Origin of the sequence: Aeromicrobium erythreum, from assembly GCF_001509405.1 — a bacterium.
Taxonomy (GTDB): Bacteria; Actinomycetota; Actinomycetes; order Propionibacteriales; family Nocardioidaceae; genus Aeromicrobium; species Aeromicrobium erythreum.
The window spans coordinates 849,705-869,927 of sequence record NZ_CP011502.1; the positions used below are offsets into that span (position 1 = coordinate 849,705).

17 protein-coding genes are annotated in these 20,223 nt (G+C 73.4%); 11 read left to right on the forward strand and 6 right to left on the reverse strand.

Annotated elements, in window-relative coordinates; translation table 11 throughout:
- Positions 1 to 7: 7 nt before the first annotated feature.
- Together Aeryth_RS04120 and Aeryth_RS04125 are read right to left on the reverse strand one after the other, a co-directional pair.
- Positions 8 to 424, reverse strand: a complete 417-nt coding sequence (locus Aeryth_RS04120; protein ID WP_144433657.1) for a hypothetical protein — start codon at positions 422 to 424, stop codon at positions 8 to 10.
- 64 nt (positions 425 to 488) lie between these two features.
- On the reverse strand, positions 489 to 1,082 hold the full coding sequence (locus tag Aeryth_RS04125; RefSeq protein WP_083516569.1) for an ATP-binding protein: 594 nt from the start codon (positions 1,080 to 1,082) through the stop codon (positions 489 to 491).
- Positions 1,083 to 1,352: 270 nt separating this feature from the next.
- Between Aeryth_RS04125 and Aeryth_RS04130 the strand changes: the two genes are divergently transcribed.
- Together Aeryth_RS04130 and Aeryth_RS04135 are read left to right on the forward strand one after the other, a co-directional pair.
- Complete coding sequence (locus Aeryth_RS04130; RefSeq protein WP_067855036.1) at positions 1,353 to 4,442, forward strand: Ig-like domain repeat protein; 3,090 nt, start codon at positions 1,353 to 1,355, stop codon at positions 4,440 to 4,442.
- A gap of 41 nt (positions 4,443 to 4,483) precedes the next feature.
- Positions 4,484 to 7,828 (forward strand): ExeM/NucH family extracellular endonuclease, encoded by a 3,345-nt coding sequence (locus Aeryth_RS04135; protein WP_067855038.1) that lies wholly within the window; start codon positions 4,484 to 4,486, stop codon positions 7,826 to 7,828.
- Between the two features lie 116 nt (positions 7,829 to 7,944).
- Here Aeryth_RS04135 and Aeryth_RS04140 read toward each other — a convergent pair whose 3' ends face one another.
- Positions 7,945 to 8,889 carry a GNAT family N-acetyltransferase gene (locus Aeryth_RS04140; protein ID WP_083516244.1) on the reverse strand — a complete coding sequence of 315 codons (945 nt, stop codon included), beginning with the start codon at positions 8,887 to 8,889 and terminating at the stop codon, positions 7,945 to 7,947.
- Between the two features lie 114 nt (positions 8,890 to 9,003).
- Between Aeryth_RS04140 and fdxA the strand changes: the two genes are divergently transcribed.
- From fdxA to Aeryth_RS17825, 9 genes are all read left to right on the forward strand, one after another.
- On the forward strand, positions 9,004 to 9,327 hold the full coding sequence (gene fdxA / locus Aeryth_RS04145) for a ferredoxin (protein ID WP_067855044.1): 324 nt from the start codon (positions 9,004 to 9,006) through the stop codon (positions 9,325 to 9,327).
- Positions 9,328 to 9,409: 82 nt separating this feature from the next.
- A complete protein-coding gene (dapC, locus tag Aeryth_RS04150) occupies positions 9,410 to 10,516 on the forward strand; it encodes a succinyldiaminopimelate transaminase (RefSeq protein WP_067855047.1) in 1,107 nt (368 codons plus the stop codon).
- Positions 10,517 to 10,700: 184 nt separating this feature from the next.
- Complete coding sequence (locus tag Aeryth_RS17275; RefSeq protein ID WP_083516245.1) at positions 10,701 to 10,790, forward strand: potassium-transporting ATPase subunit F; 90 nt, start codon at positions 10,701 to 10,703, stop codon at positions 10,788 to 10,790.
- A 7-nt stretch (positions 10,791 to 10,797) separates the two neighbouring features.
- Positions 10,798 to 12,468: a potassium-transporting ATPase subunit KdpA gene (gene kdpA / locus Aeryth_RS04155; RefSeq protein ID WP_067855050.1), complete on the forward strand. Its 1,671-nt coding sequence runs from the start codon at positions 10,798 to 10,800 to the stop codon at positions 12,466 to 12,468.
- On the forward strand, positions 12,465 to 14,495 hold the full coding sequence (gene kdpB, locus Aeryth_RS04160; protein WP_067855053.1) for a potassium-transporting ATPase subunit KdpB: 2,031 nt from the start codon (positions 12,465 to 12,467) through the stop codon (positions 14,493 to 14,495). The genes kdpA and kdpB overlap by 4 nt, the downstream gene beginning before the upstream one ends.
- Positions 14,496 to 14,500: 5 nt before the next feature.
- A complete protein-coding gene (gene kdpC / locus Aeryth_RS04165; protein WP_236749866.1) occupies positions 14,501 to 15,073 on the forward strand; it encodes a potassium-transporting ATPase subunit KdpC in 573 nt (190 codons plus the stop codon).
- A 4-nt stretch (positions 15,074 to 15,077) separates the two neighbouring features.
- The gene (locus Aeryth_RS04170; RefSeq protein WP_067861322.1) at positions 15,078 to 17,618 is read left to right on the forward strand and encodes an ATP-binding protein; all 2,541 of its coding nucleotides are present in this window, start codon (positions 15,078 to 15,080) and stop codon (positions 17,616 to 17,618) included.
- Positions 17,615 to 18,295, forward strand: coding sequence for a response regulator (locus Aeryth_RS04175; RefSeq protein ID WP_067855060.1), 681 nt, complete (start codon positions 17,615 to 17,617; stop codon positions 18,293 to 18,295). Before Aeryth_RS04170 ends, Aeryth_RS04175 begins: the two co-directional genes overlap by 4 nt.
- 59 nt (positions 18,296 to 18,354) lie before the next feature.
- On the forward strand, positions 18,355 to 18,525 hold the full coding sequence (locus Aeryth_RS17825; RefSeq protein WP_158509170.1) for a hypothetical protein: 171 nt from the start codon (positions 18,355 to 18,357) through the stop codon (positions 18,523 to 18,525).
- Between the two features lie 4 nt (positions 18,526 to 18,529).
- On the opposite strand, the gene Aeryth_RS04180 is transcribed toward Aeryth_RS17825, so the two are convergent.
- Genes Aeryth_RS04180 through Aeryth_RS04190 form a run of 3 tightly spaced genes read right to left on the reverse strand, consistent with a single transcriptional unit; the run spans position 18,530 to position 20,035 of the window.
- Positions 18,530 to 18,829 carry a DUF503 domain-containing protein gene (locus Aeryth_RS04180; RefSeq protein WP_067861323.1) on the reverse strand — a complete coding sequence of 100 codons (300 nt, stop codon included), beginning with the start codon at positions 18,827 to 18,829 and terminating at the stop codon, positions 18,530 to 18,532.
- Between the two features lie 14 nt (positions 18,830 to 18,843).
- Complete coding sequence (locus Aeryth_RS04185) at positions 18,844 to 19,695, reverse strand: NAD-dependent epimerase/dehydratase family protein (RefSeq protein WP_067855063.1); 852 nt, start codon at positions 19,693 to 19,695, stop codon at positions 18,844 to 18,846.
- 58 nt (positions 19,696 to 19,753) lie between these two features.
- Positions 19,754 to 20,035 (reverse strand): TFIIB-type zinc ribbon-containing protein, encoded by a 282-nt coding sequence (locus tag Aeryth_RS04190; RefSeq protein WP_067855066.1) that lies wholly within the window; start codon positions 20,033 to 20,035, stop codon positions 19,754 to 19,756.
- Positions 20,036 to 20,223 lie beyond the last annotated feature (188 nt).

Below are 20,223 nucleotides of genomic sequence, written 5' to 3' on the forward strand. Positions count from 1 at the left end.
CGCGGACTCAGGAGCAGGCCGACTCGACGCGACGGACGGCACGGGTGACGACGTCGTCCTCACCACCGTCCAGAGGCTGGTAGGCCGCGGGGTCGTCGAGGTAGTCGATGATCTGGCCGACCGGGTCCTTCAGGTGTCGCGGGCCCGACAGCACGACGCGGAACATCTCGTCCTGCAGTGGGCCGCGGTCGACCGCAGGCCCGTCCGCAGCCGCGAGCGCGCGAGCCACGAGTCCGTCGTCGCCGACCAGTGCGGGGCACGGGTCCGACGGGTCGAGGCTCGGGGGAGCGGCAGTGGCGCTCGGTGAGGCCGACGCGTCGGCGAGCGCGCTGTCGCCCGACCCGCCGCACGCGGCGAGCAAGGCGAGGCTGACCGCGGCGAGCACTGCGAGGGGCACGCGGTCCCGGGACGTCGTGCGAGTCATGGCGGCACGCTAGCGCGCAGCCGCGCTGCTCACCAGGGACCGCGTCGGGCCCGACGTCCTCGGATCATCTCGTGGACGGGCGACGCAGCGCCCGCCGCGCCTGGCGCGGGGTCATCGGCGTGCAGCCGGCGGCCACCGCCTCGGCGACGACCCGGTCGTCGTCGTTCTTCAGCCGCCAGCCGCGTCGCACCAGCACCCACGGGCTCTTGCGCCCCTCGCGCAGGTCGCGCGCGAGGCGGAGCCCGAACGTGACGAGGCGGTGCCGGCGCAGGCAGATCGCCTGGTCCAGGAGGCCCGCGTCGCGGCACGCCGCCACGACGACCGGCGCGAACAGGCCCTCGGCGATGAAGCGGTCGCCGACCTGCAGGTGCTGCGTGCCGGTCCGTCGGCTCGCAGCGATGTCGTACACCGGCACGTCGGCCTCGCCGGCGGCGCACAGCTCCGCGATCGACCCGACCGCGGCCACCGCGTCCCAGGAGGCGGGATCGTCCCAGTCGGGGATGCCCAGGCTCGAACGAGGCAGGTGGGGGTCGTCGCCGTCGCGGTAGAAGTCGTCGAGGCGCAGCACCGACCAGCCGAGCACCTCGGCGAGGTGGGACTTGCCGACCCCCGACGGGCCCGCCACCACCACGACCCGGACGCCCCGACGCTCACGCACGGCCACGATCCTAGGCCCGCGCTCCCGTTACCTGATCGTTACCCGGCGACCCATTGACGCGGGCCAGGGCGTCGGGTGTGATGCCTCCATTGGTCCGGCGCCGAACGGTGCGGGGGGACCGACGGCACCGTGACGGACCGCGACCGCGAGAGGCGGTCGTCGGCCCTGTCCCGACGCCCGCGGTTCACCCGGACGTCGTCTCGACGGCCCCGCGGGGACGCCTCGACCTCCTCAGATAGGCCTGCCCGTCCGAACGTCGAAGGAATCCCTGTGAAGAACGTCCTGCGCTGCGCCGCCGCCACCCTCGCGGCGGTCACCGCCGCCTCGGTGCTCGGCGCCGTCCCGGCCTCCGCGGCCGACCCCGTCACCATCCAGGTGCTCGACATCAACGACTTCCACGGTCGCCTCGACGCCAACACGGTCAAGTTCGCCGGCACGGTCGAGCAGCTCAGGGCGCAGGGGGGCGAGGACAACACGCTCTTCATCTCCTCCGGCGACGACATCGGCGCGTCCCTCTTCCCCTCGCAGGTGCAGCAGGACGGGCCGACCCTCGACGTGCTGAACGCGCTGGACCTGGACACCTCCACGGTCGGCAACCACGAGTTCGACCGCGGTGCCGCCGACCTCCTCGGCCGTGTGGCGGACCGGTCGGACTTCCCGCACCTCGCGGCCAACGTCATCGACACCTCCACCGGTCGACCGGTGCTCCCGCCGTCGGCCACCTTCGAGGTCGGCGGCCTCGACGTCGCCGTGGTCGGCGCGGTCACCCAGGAGACCCCGGCCCTCGTGTCGCCCGACGGCATCACCGGGCTGCGCTTCACCGACCCGGTCGAGGCCGTGAACACCGAGGTCGAGCGCCTCGAGCGCCTGACCGACGCTCCCGACGTCATCGTCGCGAGCTACCACGAGGGTGCACAGAACGGCACCACCGCGGGCGGCACCCTCGAGAGCGAGCTCGCCAAGGGCGGCGCCTTCGCCGACATCGTCACCAAGACCGACCCCGACGTCGACGCCATCTTCAACGGGCACACCCACCAGACCTACGCGTGGCAGGCGCCGATCCCCGGGCGCTCCGGCACCCGACCGGTGCTCCAGACCGGCAGCTACGGCGAGAACGTCGGCCGGGTCCAGCTGACCGTCGACCCCGCGACCGGGGCGGTCACCGGGCACACCCAGGCCAACGTCGCCCGCGTCACCACCGCCAACGAGACGCTCGTCGCCACCTACCCGCGGGTCGCCGAGGTCGCCCGGATCACCGACGCCGCCCTCGCCAACGCCACAGAGGTCGGGCGTCGCCCGGTCGGTGAGGTGACCGAGGACATCACCACGGCCGGCTACGCCGACGGTGGTGCGAAGCGCGACGACCGCGCCAACGAGTCCACGCTCGGCAACCTCGTGGCCGAGATGTACCGCTCCGAGGTGTCCCGGACGGCGGTGGGCCGCGACGTGGACCTCGGCATCGTGAACCCCGGCGGCCTGCGCGACGACCTCGAGTTCGCGGGCACCGGCGGCACCAACACCGACGGCGTCGTCACCTTCGGCGAGGCGGTCTCCGTGCTGCCGTTCGCCAACAGCCTGTTCGTCGTCACGCTGGACGGCCGTCAGCTGAAGACGGTCTTCGAGCAGCAGTGGCAGCGCACCGCCGCCGGTGCCGTGCCCAGCCGTGCCTACCTGCAGCTCGGCACGTCCGACAACGTCCGCTACACCTTCGACGCCACCCGCCCGGAGGGCGATCGGATCACGTCGCTGTGGGTCGACGGCGAGAAGGTCTCGCCGGAGAAGACCTACGACGTCGCCGTGCCGAGCTTCCTGGCCTCCGGCGGCGACAACTTCCGCGCCTTCGCGGCCGGCGCGCGTCGTGACACCGGCCTGGCCGACCTCGACGCCTGGACGACCTACCTGTCGAAGAACCAGCCGGTGTCGCCGTCCTTCGCCCGCCACGCCGTCGAGGTGCGCGGCCTGCAGCAGTCCTACCGCGCCGGCGGCGCGTTCGAGGTCACGCTGCCGCGCCTGGACCTGACGTCGTCGGGCAGCCCGGCGAACCGGTCCGTCTCGGCCCGCCTGCTCGACGGCGACCGTGTCGTCGCCAACCTCGGCGCCCGTGCCGTCACCAACGGTGCGGCGACGATCGCCGGCCGGCTGCCCAGCAAGGTCGCCGGCGACCTTGTCCTGGAGGTCCGTGCCTCCCGCAGCGGCACGCTCGTCACGGTGCCGATCTCGATCAAGGGCGCCACGATCGAGGCGACGGCCTCCACGGTCGCCTTCGGCGACGACGCCACCGTCTCGGTGGCGGTCACCGCCCCGGGCGCCGCGCCCAGCGGCACGGTGGAGGTCCGTGACGGCGAGACCACGCTCGGCACCGGCACCCTCGACGCCGAGGGTCGCGCCGACGTGAGCATCGACACCGAGCGCATCGGTGCCGGCACGCGCGAGCTGACCGTCGTCTACTCCGGCGACACCGACCTGCCCGAGGCCACCGGCACCGTCGCCGTGACGGTCGAGAAGGCCGCCACGTCCGCCACGGTCGACGTCGAGGAGAACCCGCGCCGCGGCGCCCCCGTCGACCTCACCGTCGACATCACCTCGGCCACCGGCACCCAGCCCACGGGTCAGGTCCGGGCCGAGCTCGACGGCACGGTCCTCGGCACCGCGACGCTGTCCGGCGGGAAGGCCACCATCGAGGCCGACACGTCCAGCCTGCCGATCGGCACCACCACCGTCGAGATCGTCTACGTCGGCGACGACGACCACGCCACGTCGACGACGACGGCCGCCGTCGACCTCGCCAAGGGCGTCGTGAGCCTCGCCGTGACTCCGCCGACCGCCACGCCCTACGGCACCTCCACCGTGATCGAGCTGAGCAGCGACGACGACGCCCGCGGTCTCGTCTTCGCCTCCACGTCGGACGGCACCGTCGTCGGCGTCGGCACGATCACCGACGGCTCGGGACGCGTCAGCCTCGACCGGACCGCCCTGCGGCCCGGCGAGCACACGCTCGAGGTGTACTTCAACGGCAGCGCCGACTTCGAGCCGGTGACCGTCCCGGTCACGGTGACGGTCACCAAGGCGACCTCCGCCACCTCGGCGTCCGTGCGCCCGACGAGCGTCGTCCGCAACCGCGGCAAGGCCACGGTGGCGGTCACCGTCCGCACCGCCGGCTTCACCGCCGACGGCGGCGCGATCGTGGTGCGCGTCGGTTCGAAGGTCGTCGGTCGCGGCGAGCTGCGCGACGGCAAGGCGTCGGTGACCCTGCGTCCGTTCACGAACACCGGCCGCAGGACCCTGACGGTCTCCTACTCCGGCAACGATCTCGCGAAGCCGTCGACGGGCCGCGCCACGCTCACGGTCCGCTCTCGCTGACCGCCGACCGTCGACACCATCCCTCGAACCAGGAGACCCCTGTGTCCAGATCATCCTTCTCGCGTGCGCTCCGGCTCGCCCTGGCCGGCGGCCTGGCCACCGGCGCGCTCGCTGCGGCGCCGGCAGCCCAGGCGGCACCCGCCGACCACCTCGTGATCGACGAGGTCTACGTGAACGGCGGCTCCAGCGGGGCGTCGTTCAAGAACAAGTACGTGGAGGTGCACAACCCCACCGGGAGTCCCGTCGACGTCGCGGGCTGGTCGGTCCAGTACCGCTCCGCCACGGGCACCGGGAACTTCTCGGGTGTGATCGCCCTCGGTGACCACACCGTCCCCGCGGGGGGCACCCTGCTGGTCGGCGCGAACAGCAACAACGCGACCACCAACCCGGGGGCCGACCTGCCGACGCCGGACGTCGCGTCGACCGTCGCGTTCGCCGGCGGCGGAGGCACCCTCGCCCTCACCCGCACGACGACGCCCCTCACCGGCGCCCCGTCGACGGTGCTCGCCGACCCCGCCGTCGTCGACCTGGTCGGGTATGGGAGCTCCACCACCTTCGAGGGCTCGGCGGCGGCCACCGGCACGAGCCTGACGAAGGCGGTCCGCCGCACCGGCGGCACCGACACGAACGACAACCGGGCCGACCTGTCGGCCGCCGACCCGACGCCCACGGCGTGCGGCACGGCGTGCGACTCCGCGCCCGCCCCGGTCGAGCCCGCCCCGGTCGTCCCGATCGCGGAGATCCAGGGAACCGGCACCGCGAGCCCGATCGTCGGACAGCGGGTCACGACCCGCGGCGTCGTGACCGCGGCCTACCCCGACGGCGGCTTCGACGGCGCGTACATCCAGACCGAGGGCACGGGCGACGTCGACGTCGACACCCACCGCGCGTCCACGGGTCTGTTCGTGGCGTCGGCCGCGCTGGCCGACGACGTCGAGATCGGCGACCACCTCGAGGTCACCGGCACCGTGGAGGAGTCCAGCGGACTCACCCAGCTCGCCGTCCCCGCCGGTGGCTGGACGGTCCTGACCGAGCCGGCCGTCGCGCCGAAGGCCGCCGAGGTCGCCTTCCCCCTGGACGACACCCAGCGCGAGTCGCTGGAGGGCATGCTCCTGGCGCCGCAGGGCGCGTACACGGTCACCAACAACTTCGCCACGAACTCCTTCGGCGAGGTCGGGCTCGCCGCCGGCACCCGACCGCTGCCCCAGCCCACCGACGTGGTGCGTCCGCGTACGCAGGCCTACACCGACCTCGTGGCCGACAACGCCCGTCGACTCATCACCCTCGATGACGGGGCGAGCGTCAACTACGTCAACGGCAGCAAGGACGTCCCGCTGCCCTGGCTGACCGCCGACAACGAGGTGCGCCAGGGAGCACCGACGACCTTCGTGGCGCCGGTCGTGCTCGACTTCCGCTTCGGCTGGAAGCTGCAGCCCACCACGCGCCTCACCGGTGTCGCTGACGCCCCGGCCACCTTCGGTGCCACGCGCGCGCAGGAGCGCACGCCCGCCCCGGTCGAGGGCGAGCTGAAGCTGGCCTCGTTCAACGTCCTGAACTACTTCCCGACGACGGGCGAGAAGTACGTCGCCTCCGGTCGCGGCACCTGCACGTACTTCCGCGACCGTGCCGGCACGCCCATCACCACCAACTCGTGCACCAACAACGGCCCGCGTGGTGCGGCCACGGACGAGAGCCTGGCGCGTCAGCAGACCAAGATCGTCAAGGCGATCAACGGCCTCGGCGCCGACGTCGTCGCGCTGCAGGAGCTCGAGAACTCCGCCACCCTCGGCCAGCCGCGCGACACGGCGCTGCAGACCCTCGTCGCAGCACTGAACGCCGACGCGGGCGCCGACGTCTGGGCGGGTGCCGCCTCGCCGACCACCGTGCCGAGCACGGGCGAGGACGTCATCCGTCCGGCGTTCATCTACCGCACCTCGACGGTCGAGACGGCCGGCGAGGCGCGCATCCTCGACGACCCGGCCTTCGCCAACGCCCGTGCCCCGCTCGCCCAGGAGTTCCGGGCCAAGGGCGTGGCCGACAGCGACTTCGTCGTGATCGCGAACCACTTCAAGTCCAAGGGCTCGGGGTCGGGCGAGAACGCCGACCAGCGCGACGGCCAGGGTGCGTCCAACCCCGACCGCGTGCGTCAGGCGCGGGCTCTCGTGGCCTTCGTGGACGACGTGGAGAAGTCCGCCGGCACCGACCGCGTCCTGCTGGCGGGCGACTTCAACTCCTACTCCAAGGAGGACCCGATGCAGGTCCTCGAGGACGCCGGGTTCACGAACGTGACCGACCGCTTCTCCGAGGAGGACACCTACCAGTTCGGTGGACTGCTCGGGTCGCTCGACCACGTCTTCGCCTCGCCCAGCGCGACGCGCCGGGTCCGTGGGGCCGACGTGTGGCGCATCAACGCGCCCGAGGCGATCGCCCGCGAGTACAGCCGCTTCAACTACAACGTCACCAACCTCTTCGACACGTCGCCGTTCCGCGCCAGCGACCACGACCCGACGATCGTCGGTCTCGACGTGAGCCCGGCCGCCGGCGAGCTGGCGGTGGACGGACCGCGCACCCGACGCCTCGGCGACGTGGTCGACGTCGACGTGCGGGTGAGCTCCTCCCTCGAGGGCGTCGTGCCCGCGGGCGAGGTGACGCTGCGCGACGGTGACACCGCGCTCGGCACGGCCACCCTGGACGGCGGCCGGGCGACGATCGCCCTGAGGACCGCGGACCTCGGTGTCGGCACGCACGTGCTGAGCGTCGAGTACGCCGGCGACGCGGAGACGCGTCCGGTCTCGGCGGAGTACCGCATCACGGTGCTGAAGAGCGAGGCCGACCTCGCCGCCACGATCGAGCCCACCCGTTTCGGGACGCAGGGCACGGTAGAGGTCACGGCCGCCCCGGCCGCCTCCGGCCTCGTCTACGTCGTGTCGGGTTCCACGGTCGTCGGCATCGGCTCGCTGCGCGAGGGATCGGCCAGCGTGCGCATCTCCGGAACGGCGCTCGAGCCCGGTTCCCACCGGCTCCAGGTCCTCTACGCCGGCAACGACTCCGTCGAGCCCGACGACGTCACGGTCGAGCACACGGTCACCAAGGCCACGCCCGTCGTCCGGGCCACCGCGCCGCGCGGGAAGGTCGTCGTCGACCGGACGCGAGCGGTCGTCCCGGTCCGGGTGAGCGCCGACGGCTTCCGGCCCGATGGTGGCACCGTGCGGGTGCGTCTCGGCTCGACGATCCTCGGCACGGCGACGCTGCGCAACGGGACCGCCGAGGTGCGCCTGCGACCGCTGCGCAGCACGGGTACGAGGCAGTTCACCGTGGAGTACCTCGGTGACCGTCGCACCGGCTCGGCCGCGGTCCCGCTGACGATCCGCGTCGTCCGGCGTTGACGTCCGCCCGTCCGGCTCCCGTCACCTCCTCGGAGGGGTCAAGGAGCCGGTCGGGCGCGTCGCGTCTGCGCGGGAGCCCGCCCGGCGGTGGGTTGCTCCGGGCTGGCCAGCGGAGCTCAGGAGGCGGGCACGAGGTAGCGGTAGTGGTGGTGCGTCCTGAAGCCGTACGGCGCGTAGAGCGCGAGCGCCGCGTGGTTGTCGGGCATGGTCTGCAGGTACACGCGGGTCGCGCCGCGCTCGTGCGCCCACGCCAGGCTGGTCCGCACGACGGCGTCGGCGAGACCGCGTCGGCGGTGCTCGGGGAGCGTCTCGACGGCGGCCACGCCGGCCCACTCGCCGGTCACCACGACCCGTCCGACGGCCGCTGCGGGGACGCCGTCGTCGGGGACCTCGACGAAGCCGACCGTGCGTGGTCCCTCCAGCACCCGGCGCGCGGCCTCCACGTCGTCGACCCGGCCGTAGCGCGACAGCCAGGCGTCCGAGGCTCGTGGCGTCACGGTCGCCCGGCCGTCAGGGGCCGGGGCGTCACCGAGGTCGGCCACCTGCACGACGGCGCCGCCGAGGTAGTCGGTGCGCGCCGTCCAGCCCGCCGCGAGGAAGCGGCGCTCCCACGCGGAGTCGACGACGACCTGCGCCTGCGGCTGCAGGCCTCGCGACGTGTAGAAGTCGAGCACCGCGGCGAGCGCCTCGTCGTCGGGCCGTCCCGGGTCGCCCACGACGGCGACGGAGTTCGCGCGACCCGTGAACGCCCCGGCGGCGCGCAGCTCCCACGCACCGAGCGGCACCGACTCGGGAGCCGGCCACCCGCGCGAGGTGATCCGGACCAGCTCGTCGACGTCGACGTCGAGCGCGCGGGGGCTGCGGGCGGGGCGGTCGGGCACGACCTTGAGCGCGACGACACGACCGGCGTCCACGGCCGTCTCGGACCCGTCGCGACGCTGCACGACGAGCCCGGTGGGGTCGGCCGCGACGACGCGACCGACGACGTCGGTGGCGCTCCCGTCGGCGAGCCGGTGCCGCACGGTCACCCGTCGGCCGAGAAGGTCCTGGACGTCTGCCACGACGCCACCGTCTCATGAGGCATACCTCAGTACGGCGCCCCGTCGACCAGGCGGGATACTGGGACGGTCCGCCACCGACCAGGGCGGACCAGCGTTGCCGTCGAAGGAGCCGTCGTGACCTACGTGATCGCCCAGCCGTGTGTGGACGTCAAGGACCGCGCGTGCGTGGACGAGTGTCCCGTCGACTGCATCTACGAGGGCAAGCGGATGCTCTACATCCACCCCGACGAGTGCGTCGACTGCGGTGCCTGCGAGCCGGTGTGCCCGGTCGAGGCCATCTTCTACGAGGACGACACCCCGTCGGAGTGGAAGGAGTACTACGACGCGAACGTGAACTTCTTCGACGACCTCGGCTCGCCCGGTGGTGCCGCGAAGATGGGCGTGATCGACAAGGACCACGCCTTCATCGCCGCGCTGCCCCCGCAGAACCAGGAGTGACGGCGGGGCCCTCCAGCGGGGCCCGACTCCTGGGCGCAGCCCGACGCGTCACCCCCGAGGCCACCTGCGAAGGAGCGTCCTGATGGACCGACCCCGTCTCTCCTCCCGCTTCCCCGACTTCCCGTGGGACACCCTGGCCGACGCCAAGCAGCGCGCCCACGCACACCCCGACGGCATCGTCGACCTCTCCATCGGGACACCGGTCGACCCCACGCCGTCGGTGGCCCGTGAGGCGCTCGCCGCAGCCTCGGACGCGCCGGGCTACCCGACGGTGGCGGCCCCCGAGGCCGTGCGCCAGGCCGCCGTCGACTGGCTCGAGCGTCGGCTCGGAGTCACCGGGCTCACGACCGACCAAGTGCTGCTGACCGTGGGCTCGAAGGAGCTCATCGCCAACCTGCCGTCGCAGCTCGCGCTCGGACCCGCCGACACCGTCGTGCTCCCCGCGCTGGCGTACCCCACCTACGAGGTCGGTGCCCGCTTCGCCGGCGCCCGCGTCGTGCTGGGCGACCCGGTCGCCGACGGCCTCACCGACCAGCCGGCGCTCGTGTACGTGAACTCCCCGGCGAACCCGCACGGCGAGGTGCTGTCGGCCGAGCACCTGCGCGCGGTGGTCCGTTGGTGCCGCGAGCGGGGAGCGCTACTGGTCTCCGACGAGTGCTACGCCGACTTCGGCTGGGAGCGCGAGCCGGTCTCCGTGCTGCACCCCGACGTCTGCGAGGGCAGCCACGACGGACTGCTCGCCGTGCACTCGACGTCGAAGCGCTCGAACCTCGCGGGCTACCGCGCCGGCTTCGTCGCGGGCGACGCGGCGGTCGTCGCCGAGCTACTGGCCGTCCGCAAGCACCTCGGGTTCATGCTGCCGACCCCGGTGCAGCAGGCCTTCGCCGCCGCGATCGCCGACGACGAGCACGTCGTCCTGCAGCGTCGTCGCTACGCCGAGCGTCGCGACGCGCTCCGCCGTGCGCTCGAGTCGGCCGGGTTCACCATCACCCACTCCGAGGGCGCGCTCTACCTCTGGGCCACCCGCGGCGAGGGCTGCCGCGACACGGTCGCCTGGCTCGCCGAGCGCGGCATCCTCGTCGCCCCCGGAGACTTCTACGGCGAGCGCGGCGCCCAGCACGTGCGCGTGGCCTTCACCGCCACCGACGAGCGCGTCGCCGCCGCCGTCGCCCGCCTCGCCGCGTCCTGACGGTTTACCACGGTCCCGTGGTAGACGTCGTCCTCCCTCGGGAAGCTTGCCGCGGGAGGAGCAGGTTGACCACGGGACCGTGGTAAACCGCTGAGCTGCGGCCGGCCGTCAAGATCGCGTCAAGACGCGTCAGGGGGTCGTCAGGAGCGGCGTCGCGGTGCGGGGACGGGTGTGGGGTGGGGGCATGTCCCTCGTCACCGCACTCCAGCTGCTCGGCGTCGCCGCCCTGCTGGTCTACCTCGTCGTGGCCCTCGTGCGGCCCGACCGGTTCTGAGTCGCCCATGTCCGACACCGTCTCCGGCCTGCTGACCATCGCGGCGCTGCTGACCCTGCTCGCCGTGGTCTACGTCCCGCTCGGCGACTACATGGCGCGCGTGTTCACCTCGACCCGGCACCTCCGCGTCGAGCGCGCGCTCTACCGCGTCGGCGGCATCGACCCCGACGCCGAGCAGAGCGCCCGCGGGTACGTGCTGAGCCTCCTCGCGTTCTCCGTCGTCGGCATCGTCCTGCTCCTGGCGATCCTCCTCGGCCAGGCCGCGCTCCCGTGGGACCGTGGCCTGCCCGGGATGCCCTGGGACATGGCCCTCAACACGGCGGTCTCCTTCGTCACCAACACCAACTGGCAGTCCTACGCCGGCGAGTCGACCCTGGGCTTCGCGGCACAGGCGCTCGGTCTGACGGTGCAGAACGTCGTCTCGGCCGCCGTCGGCCTCGCCGTCGCGGTCGCGCTGGTCCGCGGCTTCACACGGGCGGAGTCGAGCACCCTCGGCAGCTTCTGGGTCGACCTCGTCCGCGGCACCGTCCGCGTCCTGCTCCCGCTGGCGCTGGTCGCGGCAGTGCTGCTCCTGCTCGGCGGGGTCGTGCAGAACCTCTCCGACGTCACGGTGCGCGCCCTCGGCGGCGGCACGCAGGTGGTGCCGGGCGGGCTCGTCGCCAGCCAGGAGGCGGTCAAGCAGCTCGGCACGAACGGGGGCGGCTTCTTCAACGCGAACTCCGCGCACCCGTTCGAGAACCCGACGGCGCTGACCAACCTGCTTCAGGTCTTCCTCCTGCTGGTGGTGCCGGTCTGCCTGACCCGCACCTTCGGGACGCTGGTCGGCTCGCGGCGCCAGGGCCTGGTGCTGCTCGGCGCGATGGGCGTGCTGTGGACCGGGGCCCTCGCCGTGACGACGTGGGCCGAGGTCGGCGGGCAGGGCCAGGCCGCGCAGGCTGCCGGCGCGGCGATGGAGGGCAAGGAGACCCGCTTCGGGGAGTGGGCGTCGGCGTTGTTCGCCGTGTCGACCACCGGCACCTCGACGGGAGCGGTCAACGCGTCCCACGACTCCATGTCGCCGCTCGGGGGCGGGACAGTGATGGCGCACATGATGCTCGGCGAGGTCTCGCCCGGTGGCGTCGGTTCGGGCCTCTACGGCATCCTCGTCGCCGCGATCCTCGCCGTCTTCGTCGCCGGACTCATGGTCGGGCGGACCCCCGAGCTGCTCGGCAAGAAGATCGGTTCGCGGGAGATGACCTACGTCGCGCTCTACACGCTCGTCGTCCCCGCCCTCGTGCTCGTCGGCATCGGTACCGCCATCGCGCTGCCGTCGACGGCCGACGCCATGGGCAACCCGGGAGGCCACGGCTTCTCCGAGGTCGTCTACGCGTTCACGTCGGCCGCGAACAACAACGGCAGCGCCTTCGGCGGCATCACGGTGACGTCGACGTTCTTCCAGCTGACGCTTGCCGCGGCCATGCTGCTCGGCCGGTTCGTGCCGATCGTGCTCGTCGTCCTGCTCGCCGGCTCGCTGGCCCGCCAGCGTCGGGTGCCGACGACGGCAGGCACCCTGCCCACCGCGACCCTGCTGTTCGGCGGGCTCGTGGTCGGCGTCGTGCTGCTCGTCTCGGCCCTCACCTTCTTCCCGACCCTCGCCCTCGGCCCCGTGGCCGAGGCCCTGACAGGAGCCTCGCGATGACCCGCACCTCCGCTGCCACGCCGTTGTCGCGGCAGCTCGTCCAGCAGCTCCCCGCGGCGCTGCGCAAGCTCGACCCCCGCCACCTGTGGCGCAGCCCGGTCATGTTCGTCGTGTGGATCGGCTCCCTCGTCACGACGGTGTCGGCGGTCGTCGACCCGAGCGTCTTCGCGGTCGCCATCGCGGTCTGGCTCTGGCTCACGGTCGTGTTCGGCAACCTCGCCGAGGCCGTCGCCGAGGGCCGCGGCAAGGCACAGGCCGACTCGCTGCGCGCGGCGCGCACCGACGTCACCGCCCGGCGCGTCGCCTCCGACGGCAGCGAGTCGGTCGTGGCGGGCACCGAGCTGACGGTGGGCGACCTCGTGCGGGTCAGCGCCGGCGAGGTGATCCCCGGAGACGGCGACGTCGTGGAGGGCGTCGCGACGGTGGACGAGTCGGCCATCACCGGGGAGTCCGCGCCGGTCGTGCGCGAGGCCGGCGGGGACCGGTCGGCCGTCACGGGCGGCACGCGCGTCCTCTCCGACGAGATCGTCGTGCGGATCACCGCCGCGCCCGGCGAGACCTTCCTCGACCGGATGATCTCCCTGGTCGAGGGCGCCGAGCGGCGCAAGACCCCTAACGAGATCGCTCTGTCGATCCTGCTCGTGAGCCCGACGATCATCTTCCTGCTCGCCGTCGTCACCATCTCCCCGATGGCCGACTACGCGGGCGCGCCGCAGCCCACGGTGGTGCTGGTCGCGCTGCTCGTGTGCCTGATCCCCACCACGATCGGGGCGCTGCTGTCGGCCATCGGCATCGCCGGCATGGACCGTCTGGTGCGGGTGAACGTGCTCGCGATGTCGGGTCGTGCGGTCGAGGCGGCCGGCGACGTCAGCACGCTGCTGCTCGACAAGACCGGCACGATCACCTACGGCAACCGCCGGGCGTCGCGCTTCGTGCCCGCGGAGGGCGTCACCCTGGCGGAGCTGACGGAGGCCGCCCGCATCGCTTCGCTGGCCGACCTGACGCCGGAGGGTCGCTCGATCGTCGACCTGGCGGTGGCCGACACCGGTGCCAGCGGCACGGGCGCACCGCTGCCGGCCGGCGCCGAGCCGGTCGAGTTCACCGCCCAGACACGCATGTCGGGCGTCGACCTGCCCGACGGCCGCGAGCTGCGCAAGGGAGCCGGGAGCGCCGTCGAGGCGTGGACCGGAGCCGGGCTCCCCGCGGAGGTCGGGGCGGCCGGCTACGAGATCTCGATGTCCGGCGGCACGCCCCTGCTCGTCGCCGAGCGTCGAGCCGGATCCACCCGGGTGCTCGGGGTCGTCCACCTCAAGGACGTCGTCAAGGAGGGCATGGTCGAGCGGTTCGCCGAGCTGCGACGCATGGGGATCCGCACCGTCATGGTCACCGGCGACAACGCGCTGACGGCGCGGGCGATCGCCGCGGAGGCCGGTGTCGACGACGTGCTCGCGGAGGCGACGCCCGAGGACAAGATGCGACTCATCCGCGAGGAGCAGTCCGGTGGCCGCCTCGTGGCCATGACCGGCGACGGCACCAACGACGCGCCCGCGCTCGCGGCTGCCGACGTCGGCGTCGCGATGGCGTCGGGCACGTCGGCGGCGAAGGAGGCCGGCAACATGGTCGACCTCGACTCCGACCCGACGAAGCTCATCGACGTGGTGCGCATCGGCAAGCAGCTGCTCATCACGCGCGGCGCGCTCACGACGTTCTCGATCGCCAACGACCTCGCCAAGTACTTCGCGATCGTGCCGGCCATGTTCGTGACGGCCTACCCGTCGCTCGACGCGCTCAACGTCATGCGGCTGGCCACGCCGGAGTCGGCGATCCTCTCGGCCGTCATCTTCAACGCCCTCGTCATCGTGGGACTCATCCCGGTGGCCCTCAAGGGCGTGCGCAGCCGGGCCGCCGACGCCGCGAGCGTCCTGCGGCGCAACCTGCTCGTCTTCGGCGCGGGTGGCGTCGTCGTCCCGTTCGTCGGCATCAAGCTCATCGACCTGCTCGTCTCCCAGATCCCAGGAATCAGGTGACCGTCGTGATCCGCGACCTCCTGCGTCAGTCCCTCGCCGCCGTCCGCGTGCTGCTCGTGCTCACCGTGCTGCTCGGCGTCCTCTACCCGGCCGCCGTGTGGGCCGTGGGCCGGGCCGTGCCCGACCGGGCCGACGGCAGCCTGCTGCGCGTCGACGGCGTCGCCGTCGGCTCCCGCCTCCTCGGCCAGACCTTCGAGGGCGCGCAGTGGTTCCACCCGCGCCCGTCGGCCAACGACTACGACGGCCTCGCGTCGGCACCGTCGAACCTCGGGCCCTCGAACCCCGATCTTCTCGCGGCGATCCGTGAGCGGCGGGCCGCGGTGGCGCGCGAGGACGGGGTGTCACCGTCGGCCGTGCCCGCCGACGCCCTGACCGCGTCGGGGTCCGGGCTCGACCCCGACATCAGCCCCGCCTACGCGGCGCTGCAGGTGCCGCGGGTCGCCCGGGAGCGCGGACTCGACGAGGAGACCGTGCGTCGTCTCGTGGCCGAGGCCACCTCCGGACGCCAGCTCGGGTTCCTCGGGGAGCCCACGGTGGACGTCCTCGAGCTGAACGCGAGCCTGTCGGGTGCAGACTGACGTCGTGCACACGGTCCAGACGCGGGGCGACGCCACGCCCGACCACGGGCGCGGGTGCCTGCGGGTCTACCTCGGCGCCGCGCCCGGGGTCGGCAAGACGTACAGGATGCTCGACGAGGGCTGCCGCAGAGCAGCGCGCGGCACCGACGTCGTGGTGGGAGTCGTCGAGACGCACGGCAGGGCGCTGACGCAGGAGCGGATCGGCGGGCTCGAGGTGGTGCCCCGGCGCACCGTCCAGCACGGCGCGACGACCCTGACCGAGCTCGACGTCGACGCGGTGCTGGCCCGAGCGCCCCAGGTGTGCCTCGTCGACGAGCTGGCGCACACCAACGCGCCAGGATCGGGGCACGTGAAGCGCTGGCAGGACGTCGACCAGCTGCTCGCGGCCGGCATCGACGTCGTCACCACCGTGAACGTGCAGCACCTGGAGTCGCTGAACGACGTCACCGAGGCGATCACCGGCGTCCGCCAGCGCGAGACCGTGCCCGATGCGTTCGTGCGGTCGGCGGAGGCCATCGAGCTGGTCGACATGAGCCCGTCGGCGCTGCGCCGCCGCCTGGCCCACGGGAACGTCTACCCGGCCGAGCGCGTCGACGCGGCGCTGTCGCAGTTCTTCCGCGAGGGCAACCTCGCCGCGCTGCGGGAGCTGGCCCTGCTCTGGCTCGCCGAGCGGGTCGACGAGGGCCTCGAGCGCTACCGGGCGCGTCACGAGATCGAGGCCACGTGGGCGACGCGCGAGCGGATCGTCGTGGGCGTCACGGGTGGCCCGGAGTCGGAGCCGCTGATGCGGCGCGCCGCGCGGATCGCCTCGCGCGGTTCGGGTCCGTCGGGCGACGGCGGGGCGCCCTGGACGGCGCTGTACGTGTCGCGCGGCGACGGCCTGCGCCAGACCGGCCCGGACCGGCTCGAGGAGCTGCGCACGACGGCGCAGGAGCTGGGTGGCAGCTTCCACACGGTGGTCGGCGACGACGCCGCGGCCGCGATCCTCGACTTCGCGCGCGCCCGCAACGCGACCCAGGTGCTCATCGGGGCCAGCCGGCGCGGGCGGCTGTCGACGCTGCTGCGCCCCGGCATCGGCGAGACGATCGTGTCCGAGTCCGGCGACATCGACGTGCACATCGTCACGCACGACGAGGCCCGACGGCGCCAGGCCAGGGTGCGCGAGGAGTCGGCGCTCGGACGACGTCGGACGTGGGCGGGCTTCGCCGTGGCGCTGCTCGGGCCGTTCGTGCTGGCCGGTCTGCTGCTCGCCACCCGCGACCTCCACGGTCTGCCCACCGAGGCCATGCTGTTCATGGTGCTCGTCATCGGCACCGCCCTGGTGGGTGGTCTGCGCCCGGCCGTCGTGGCCGCGTTCGTCAGCGGCGGCGTCCTGAACTACTTCTTCACGCCTCCCGTGCAGACGCTGCGCATCGCCACGGGCGAGAACGCGGTGGCGGTCGTCCTCTTCGTGGCGGTCGGCATGTCGGTTGCTCTCGTCGTCGATCGCGCGGCCCGGCTCGCCGGGCTGGCCGGCAGGGCCCGGGCGGAGGCCGACAGCCTGAGCGTGCTGGCGCACCAGCTCGTGCACGCGGGGAACGACCTGCGGCGTCTGCTGCGCACGACCGTCGACCTGTTCGGCGTCGACGGCGCCCAGCTGTGCACGACGGACGGCCGCGTGCTGGGGGAGCACGGCGTGACGTCGGGTCCGGAGCGGACGGTGCCGGTGGGCGACGAGCACGTACTCGTGCTGTGGGGGTCGGCGGCCGAGGCCGTGGAGGAGCCGTTGCTGGCGGCCGTCGTCGCCCACGCGACGGTGCTGCTGGAGCGCCGCGCGGCCGTGGCGCTCAAGGCCGAGCGACGGGTGCTGGCGGAGACCGCCCGGACGCGCACGGCGCTCCTCGCCGCCGTGTCCCACGACCTGCGGACGCCGCTGGCGGCGGTGAAGGCGGCGGTGAGCAGCCTGCGCGACCCCGGCGTCGACTGGTCCGACCAGGACCGAGCCGACCTGCTCGAGACCATCGAGGACGGCGCCGACCGGCTCGACGCGCTCGTGGTCGACCTGCTCGACATGAGCCGGCTGCAGACCGGGGCGGTCGTGGCTCGTGCGGAGCCCGTCGACGTGCTGTCGGTGGCCCAGCGGGCCGCCGCAGGGACGCCGACGGTGCTCGAGGTGCCCGACGACCTCCCGGAGGCGCGCGCCGACACCGCGCTGCTCGAGCGGGTGCTCGCGAACGTCGTCGAGAACGCCCACAAGCACGCGGCGGGCTCGACGGTGCGGGTCGACGCGACCGCCACGCGCGAGCACGTCGTGGTGCGCGTGGTCGACGGAGGACCCGGTGTGCCGGAGCACCGCCGAGCGCAGATGTTCGAGCCGTTCCAGCGTCTCGGCGACGTCCCGCGCGGGGCCGGGGTCGGGCTCGGCCTTGCCGTCGCCCGCGGTCTCACGGAGGCGATGGGCGGACGTCTGACCGCCGAGGACACCCCCGGCGGCGGGCTCACGCTCGTGGTCGAGCTGCCCCGGGAGGGCTCCATGACGCTGACGACGGGAGGCGACGACGCATGACGGTGGTGCTGGCGGTCGACGACGACGCGGCGATCCTGCGGACCCTGGGCATCGCGATGCGCGCGCGGGGCTACGAGGTCGAGACGGTGGCGGACGGCCGGTCCGCGCTGCAGTCGCTCACCGAGCGGGTGCCCGACGTCGTCCTGCTCGACCTGGGCCTGCCCGACCTCGACGGCACGGAGGTGCTGCGGCGGATCCGCGAGACGTCGCAGGTGCCCGTGGTCGTGCTGTCGGCGCGGCACGAGTCCGACGACAAGGTGGAGGCGCTCGACCTCGGGGCCGACGACTACGTGACGAAGCCGTTCGGCATGGAGGAGCTCCTGGCGCGCGTCCGGGCGGCGCTACGTCGGGCCGCGCCCTCGCGGGCGCCCGTCGTGACGGTGGGCGACCTGGTGCTCGACGTCGAGGACCGACGGGCCACCCGGGCCGGCGAGCCGGTGCACCTGACCCCGACGGAGTGGAAGATCGTGGAGGTCCTGGCGCGGGCGCAGGGACGCCTGGTGCGCCAGACCACCCTCCTGACCGAGGTGTGGGGGCCGACCTACGAGCGGGAGACGCACTACCTGCGGGTCTACCTCGCGCAGCTGCGTCGCAAGCTCGAGGACGACCCCGCGCACCCGCGCATGCTCATCACCGATCCCGGGCTCGGCTACCGGCTGCTGTCGGACCTGTCCTGACGCGATCCTGACGCGACGCCCGCTGGATCCTTGATGCGTCCCGGGCGCAGGCTCTGAGCATGACCGCCGCACCCGACCACCGTCCCGTCCCCGCCGCACCCGCCGACGAGCCGCGACCTCCGCACACGCTGCAGGAGAGTCTGGAGCGGTTCGGCGGCGCGTGGCTGGCGGCCGGCGTGACGACCGTGGTCGGGGCGGTGGCCCTCACGGCGCGTGTCGTCGTCGGGTGACGGCTCAGTCGAGGTCGTCGCTGCGCACGAGGCGACGACGCACCGACAGCAGGTCGACGTCGGGCCGCGAGGCGAGGAGCCGCTCGGCTCGGTCGAGCAGCGCGTCGGCGTGGGCGTGGTCGCCCGACGTCAGGGCCACGCCCACGACGGTGCGTCGGTAGAGGTCGGTATGGCCGACCTCGGCCACCGACACGTCGAGCGCGCGTCGCAGCTCGGCCACGACGGGTCGCACGACCGCGCGCTTCTGCTTGAGCGTGTGCACGTCTCCGAGGAGCAGCTCGGCCTCGAGCCAGCCGACCCACATGGCTGCCACGGCGCTCAGGCGCGGGCGGCCCGCAGCTCCTCGACGAGCGTCGGCCGCGTGGGCTGCCAGCCCAACGAGCGCGCCTTGGCGCCGCTGGCCTGCTGGTCGAGGAGCAGCGCGTCGCCGAAGGCCTCGCCGAGCCTCTCGTGCACGGTCTCGACCGAGGTGCCCGCGACGGCGTCGGCCAGCGCGAGCCCGAGGTCGCGGACGCTGGGGGAGTGGCCGCTGACGCCGAGCAGGCGCCCGTGGCCGGAGCCGCTCGCGACGACCAGCGCGTAGAGGTCGGCCAGGTCGTCCACGTGGATCGTGGTCCAGTGCTGCTCGCCCGAGCCGACCAGCTCGAGTGCGCCCTCGCCGGTGCGGGGTGCGGCCACGAGCTGCTGGGCGATGCCCTGGCCCGGCGCGTGCACGATGCCGGGCTGCACGACGGTGGCGCGGACCGAGGAGTCGAGGAGCCGGTCCTCGCGTGCCTGGCGCCAGGCGGTGATGGCGGGCGCGTCGTACGGCGTCTCCTCGTCGAGGTCGGCGCCGGAGCCGTAGGTCCAGACCCCTCCGGTGTGCACGAACGGCTTGTCGGTGCCGGCGAAGGCTTCGACCGCGGCGTCGACGACGGCGTCGTCCATGGTCGCGGACGTCTCGTCGCCCGGGGCGGCGGTGTGCACGCCGGCGTCGTGCTCGCGCAGCTGCGCCGCCAGCCAGGCCCTGTCGAAGAGATCGCCCTGCAGCGGCGTGGCGCCCGCAGCGGCGACGGTCTGCCCGGAGCTCTCGCTCCGGACGACGGCGGTGACGGCGTGGCCGTCGTCGACGAGGCGGCGCAGCACGGCTGCACCCACGAACCCGGTTCCCCCGGTGAGCAGGATCTTCATGGGGTCGTCAACCGTGACGGTCCGCGTGGTGTTCCGGCGTGTCCGCTCCGTGGACGGTTCAGCCGAGGATCTCCATGAGCCAGTGCTCCTTCTTCTTCGGCTTGCGGTAGCGGTCGTCGCGGTACCGGTCGTCGGGGCGGTACCGGTCGTCCCGGTCGCGCTCAGGACGACGCTCGTCGCGCGGCGCGGGGGCTGCGGGGGCGTCGGCCGTGGCGCGGTCGAGGATCTTGTCGAGCTCGCCACGGTCGAGCCAGACGCCCCGGCACTCGGGGCAGTAGTCGATCTCGACGCCGGCACGCTCGCTCATGGTCAGGGTGGAACCGTCGGTGGGGCACTTCATGGTGCGTCCAACGGCCGGGACCAGTATCGGGTTCCCGGGCAGGTCACTCTGACAAGGGCGCCGGCCGCAGCCATCTCTCGGACGAGCGGGAAACTGTTCGTCCGTGTCGCGGAGTAGTGGAGCTTGTCCTCGCGGGTGGGGTGCGCGGAGGTGTCCCAGAGCCAGAGCTTTCCCTGGCCGTGCAGGTT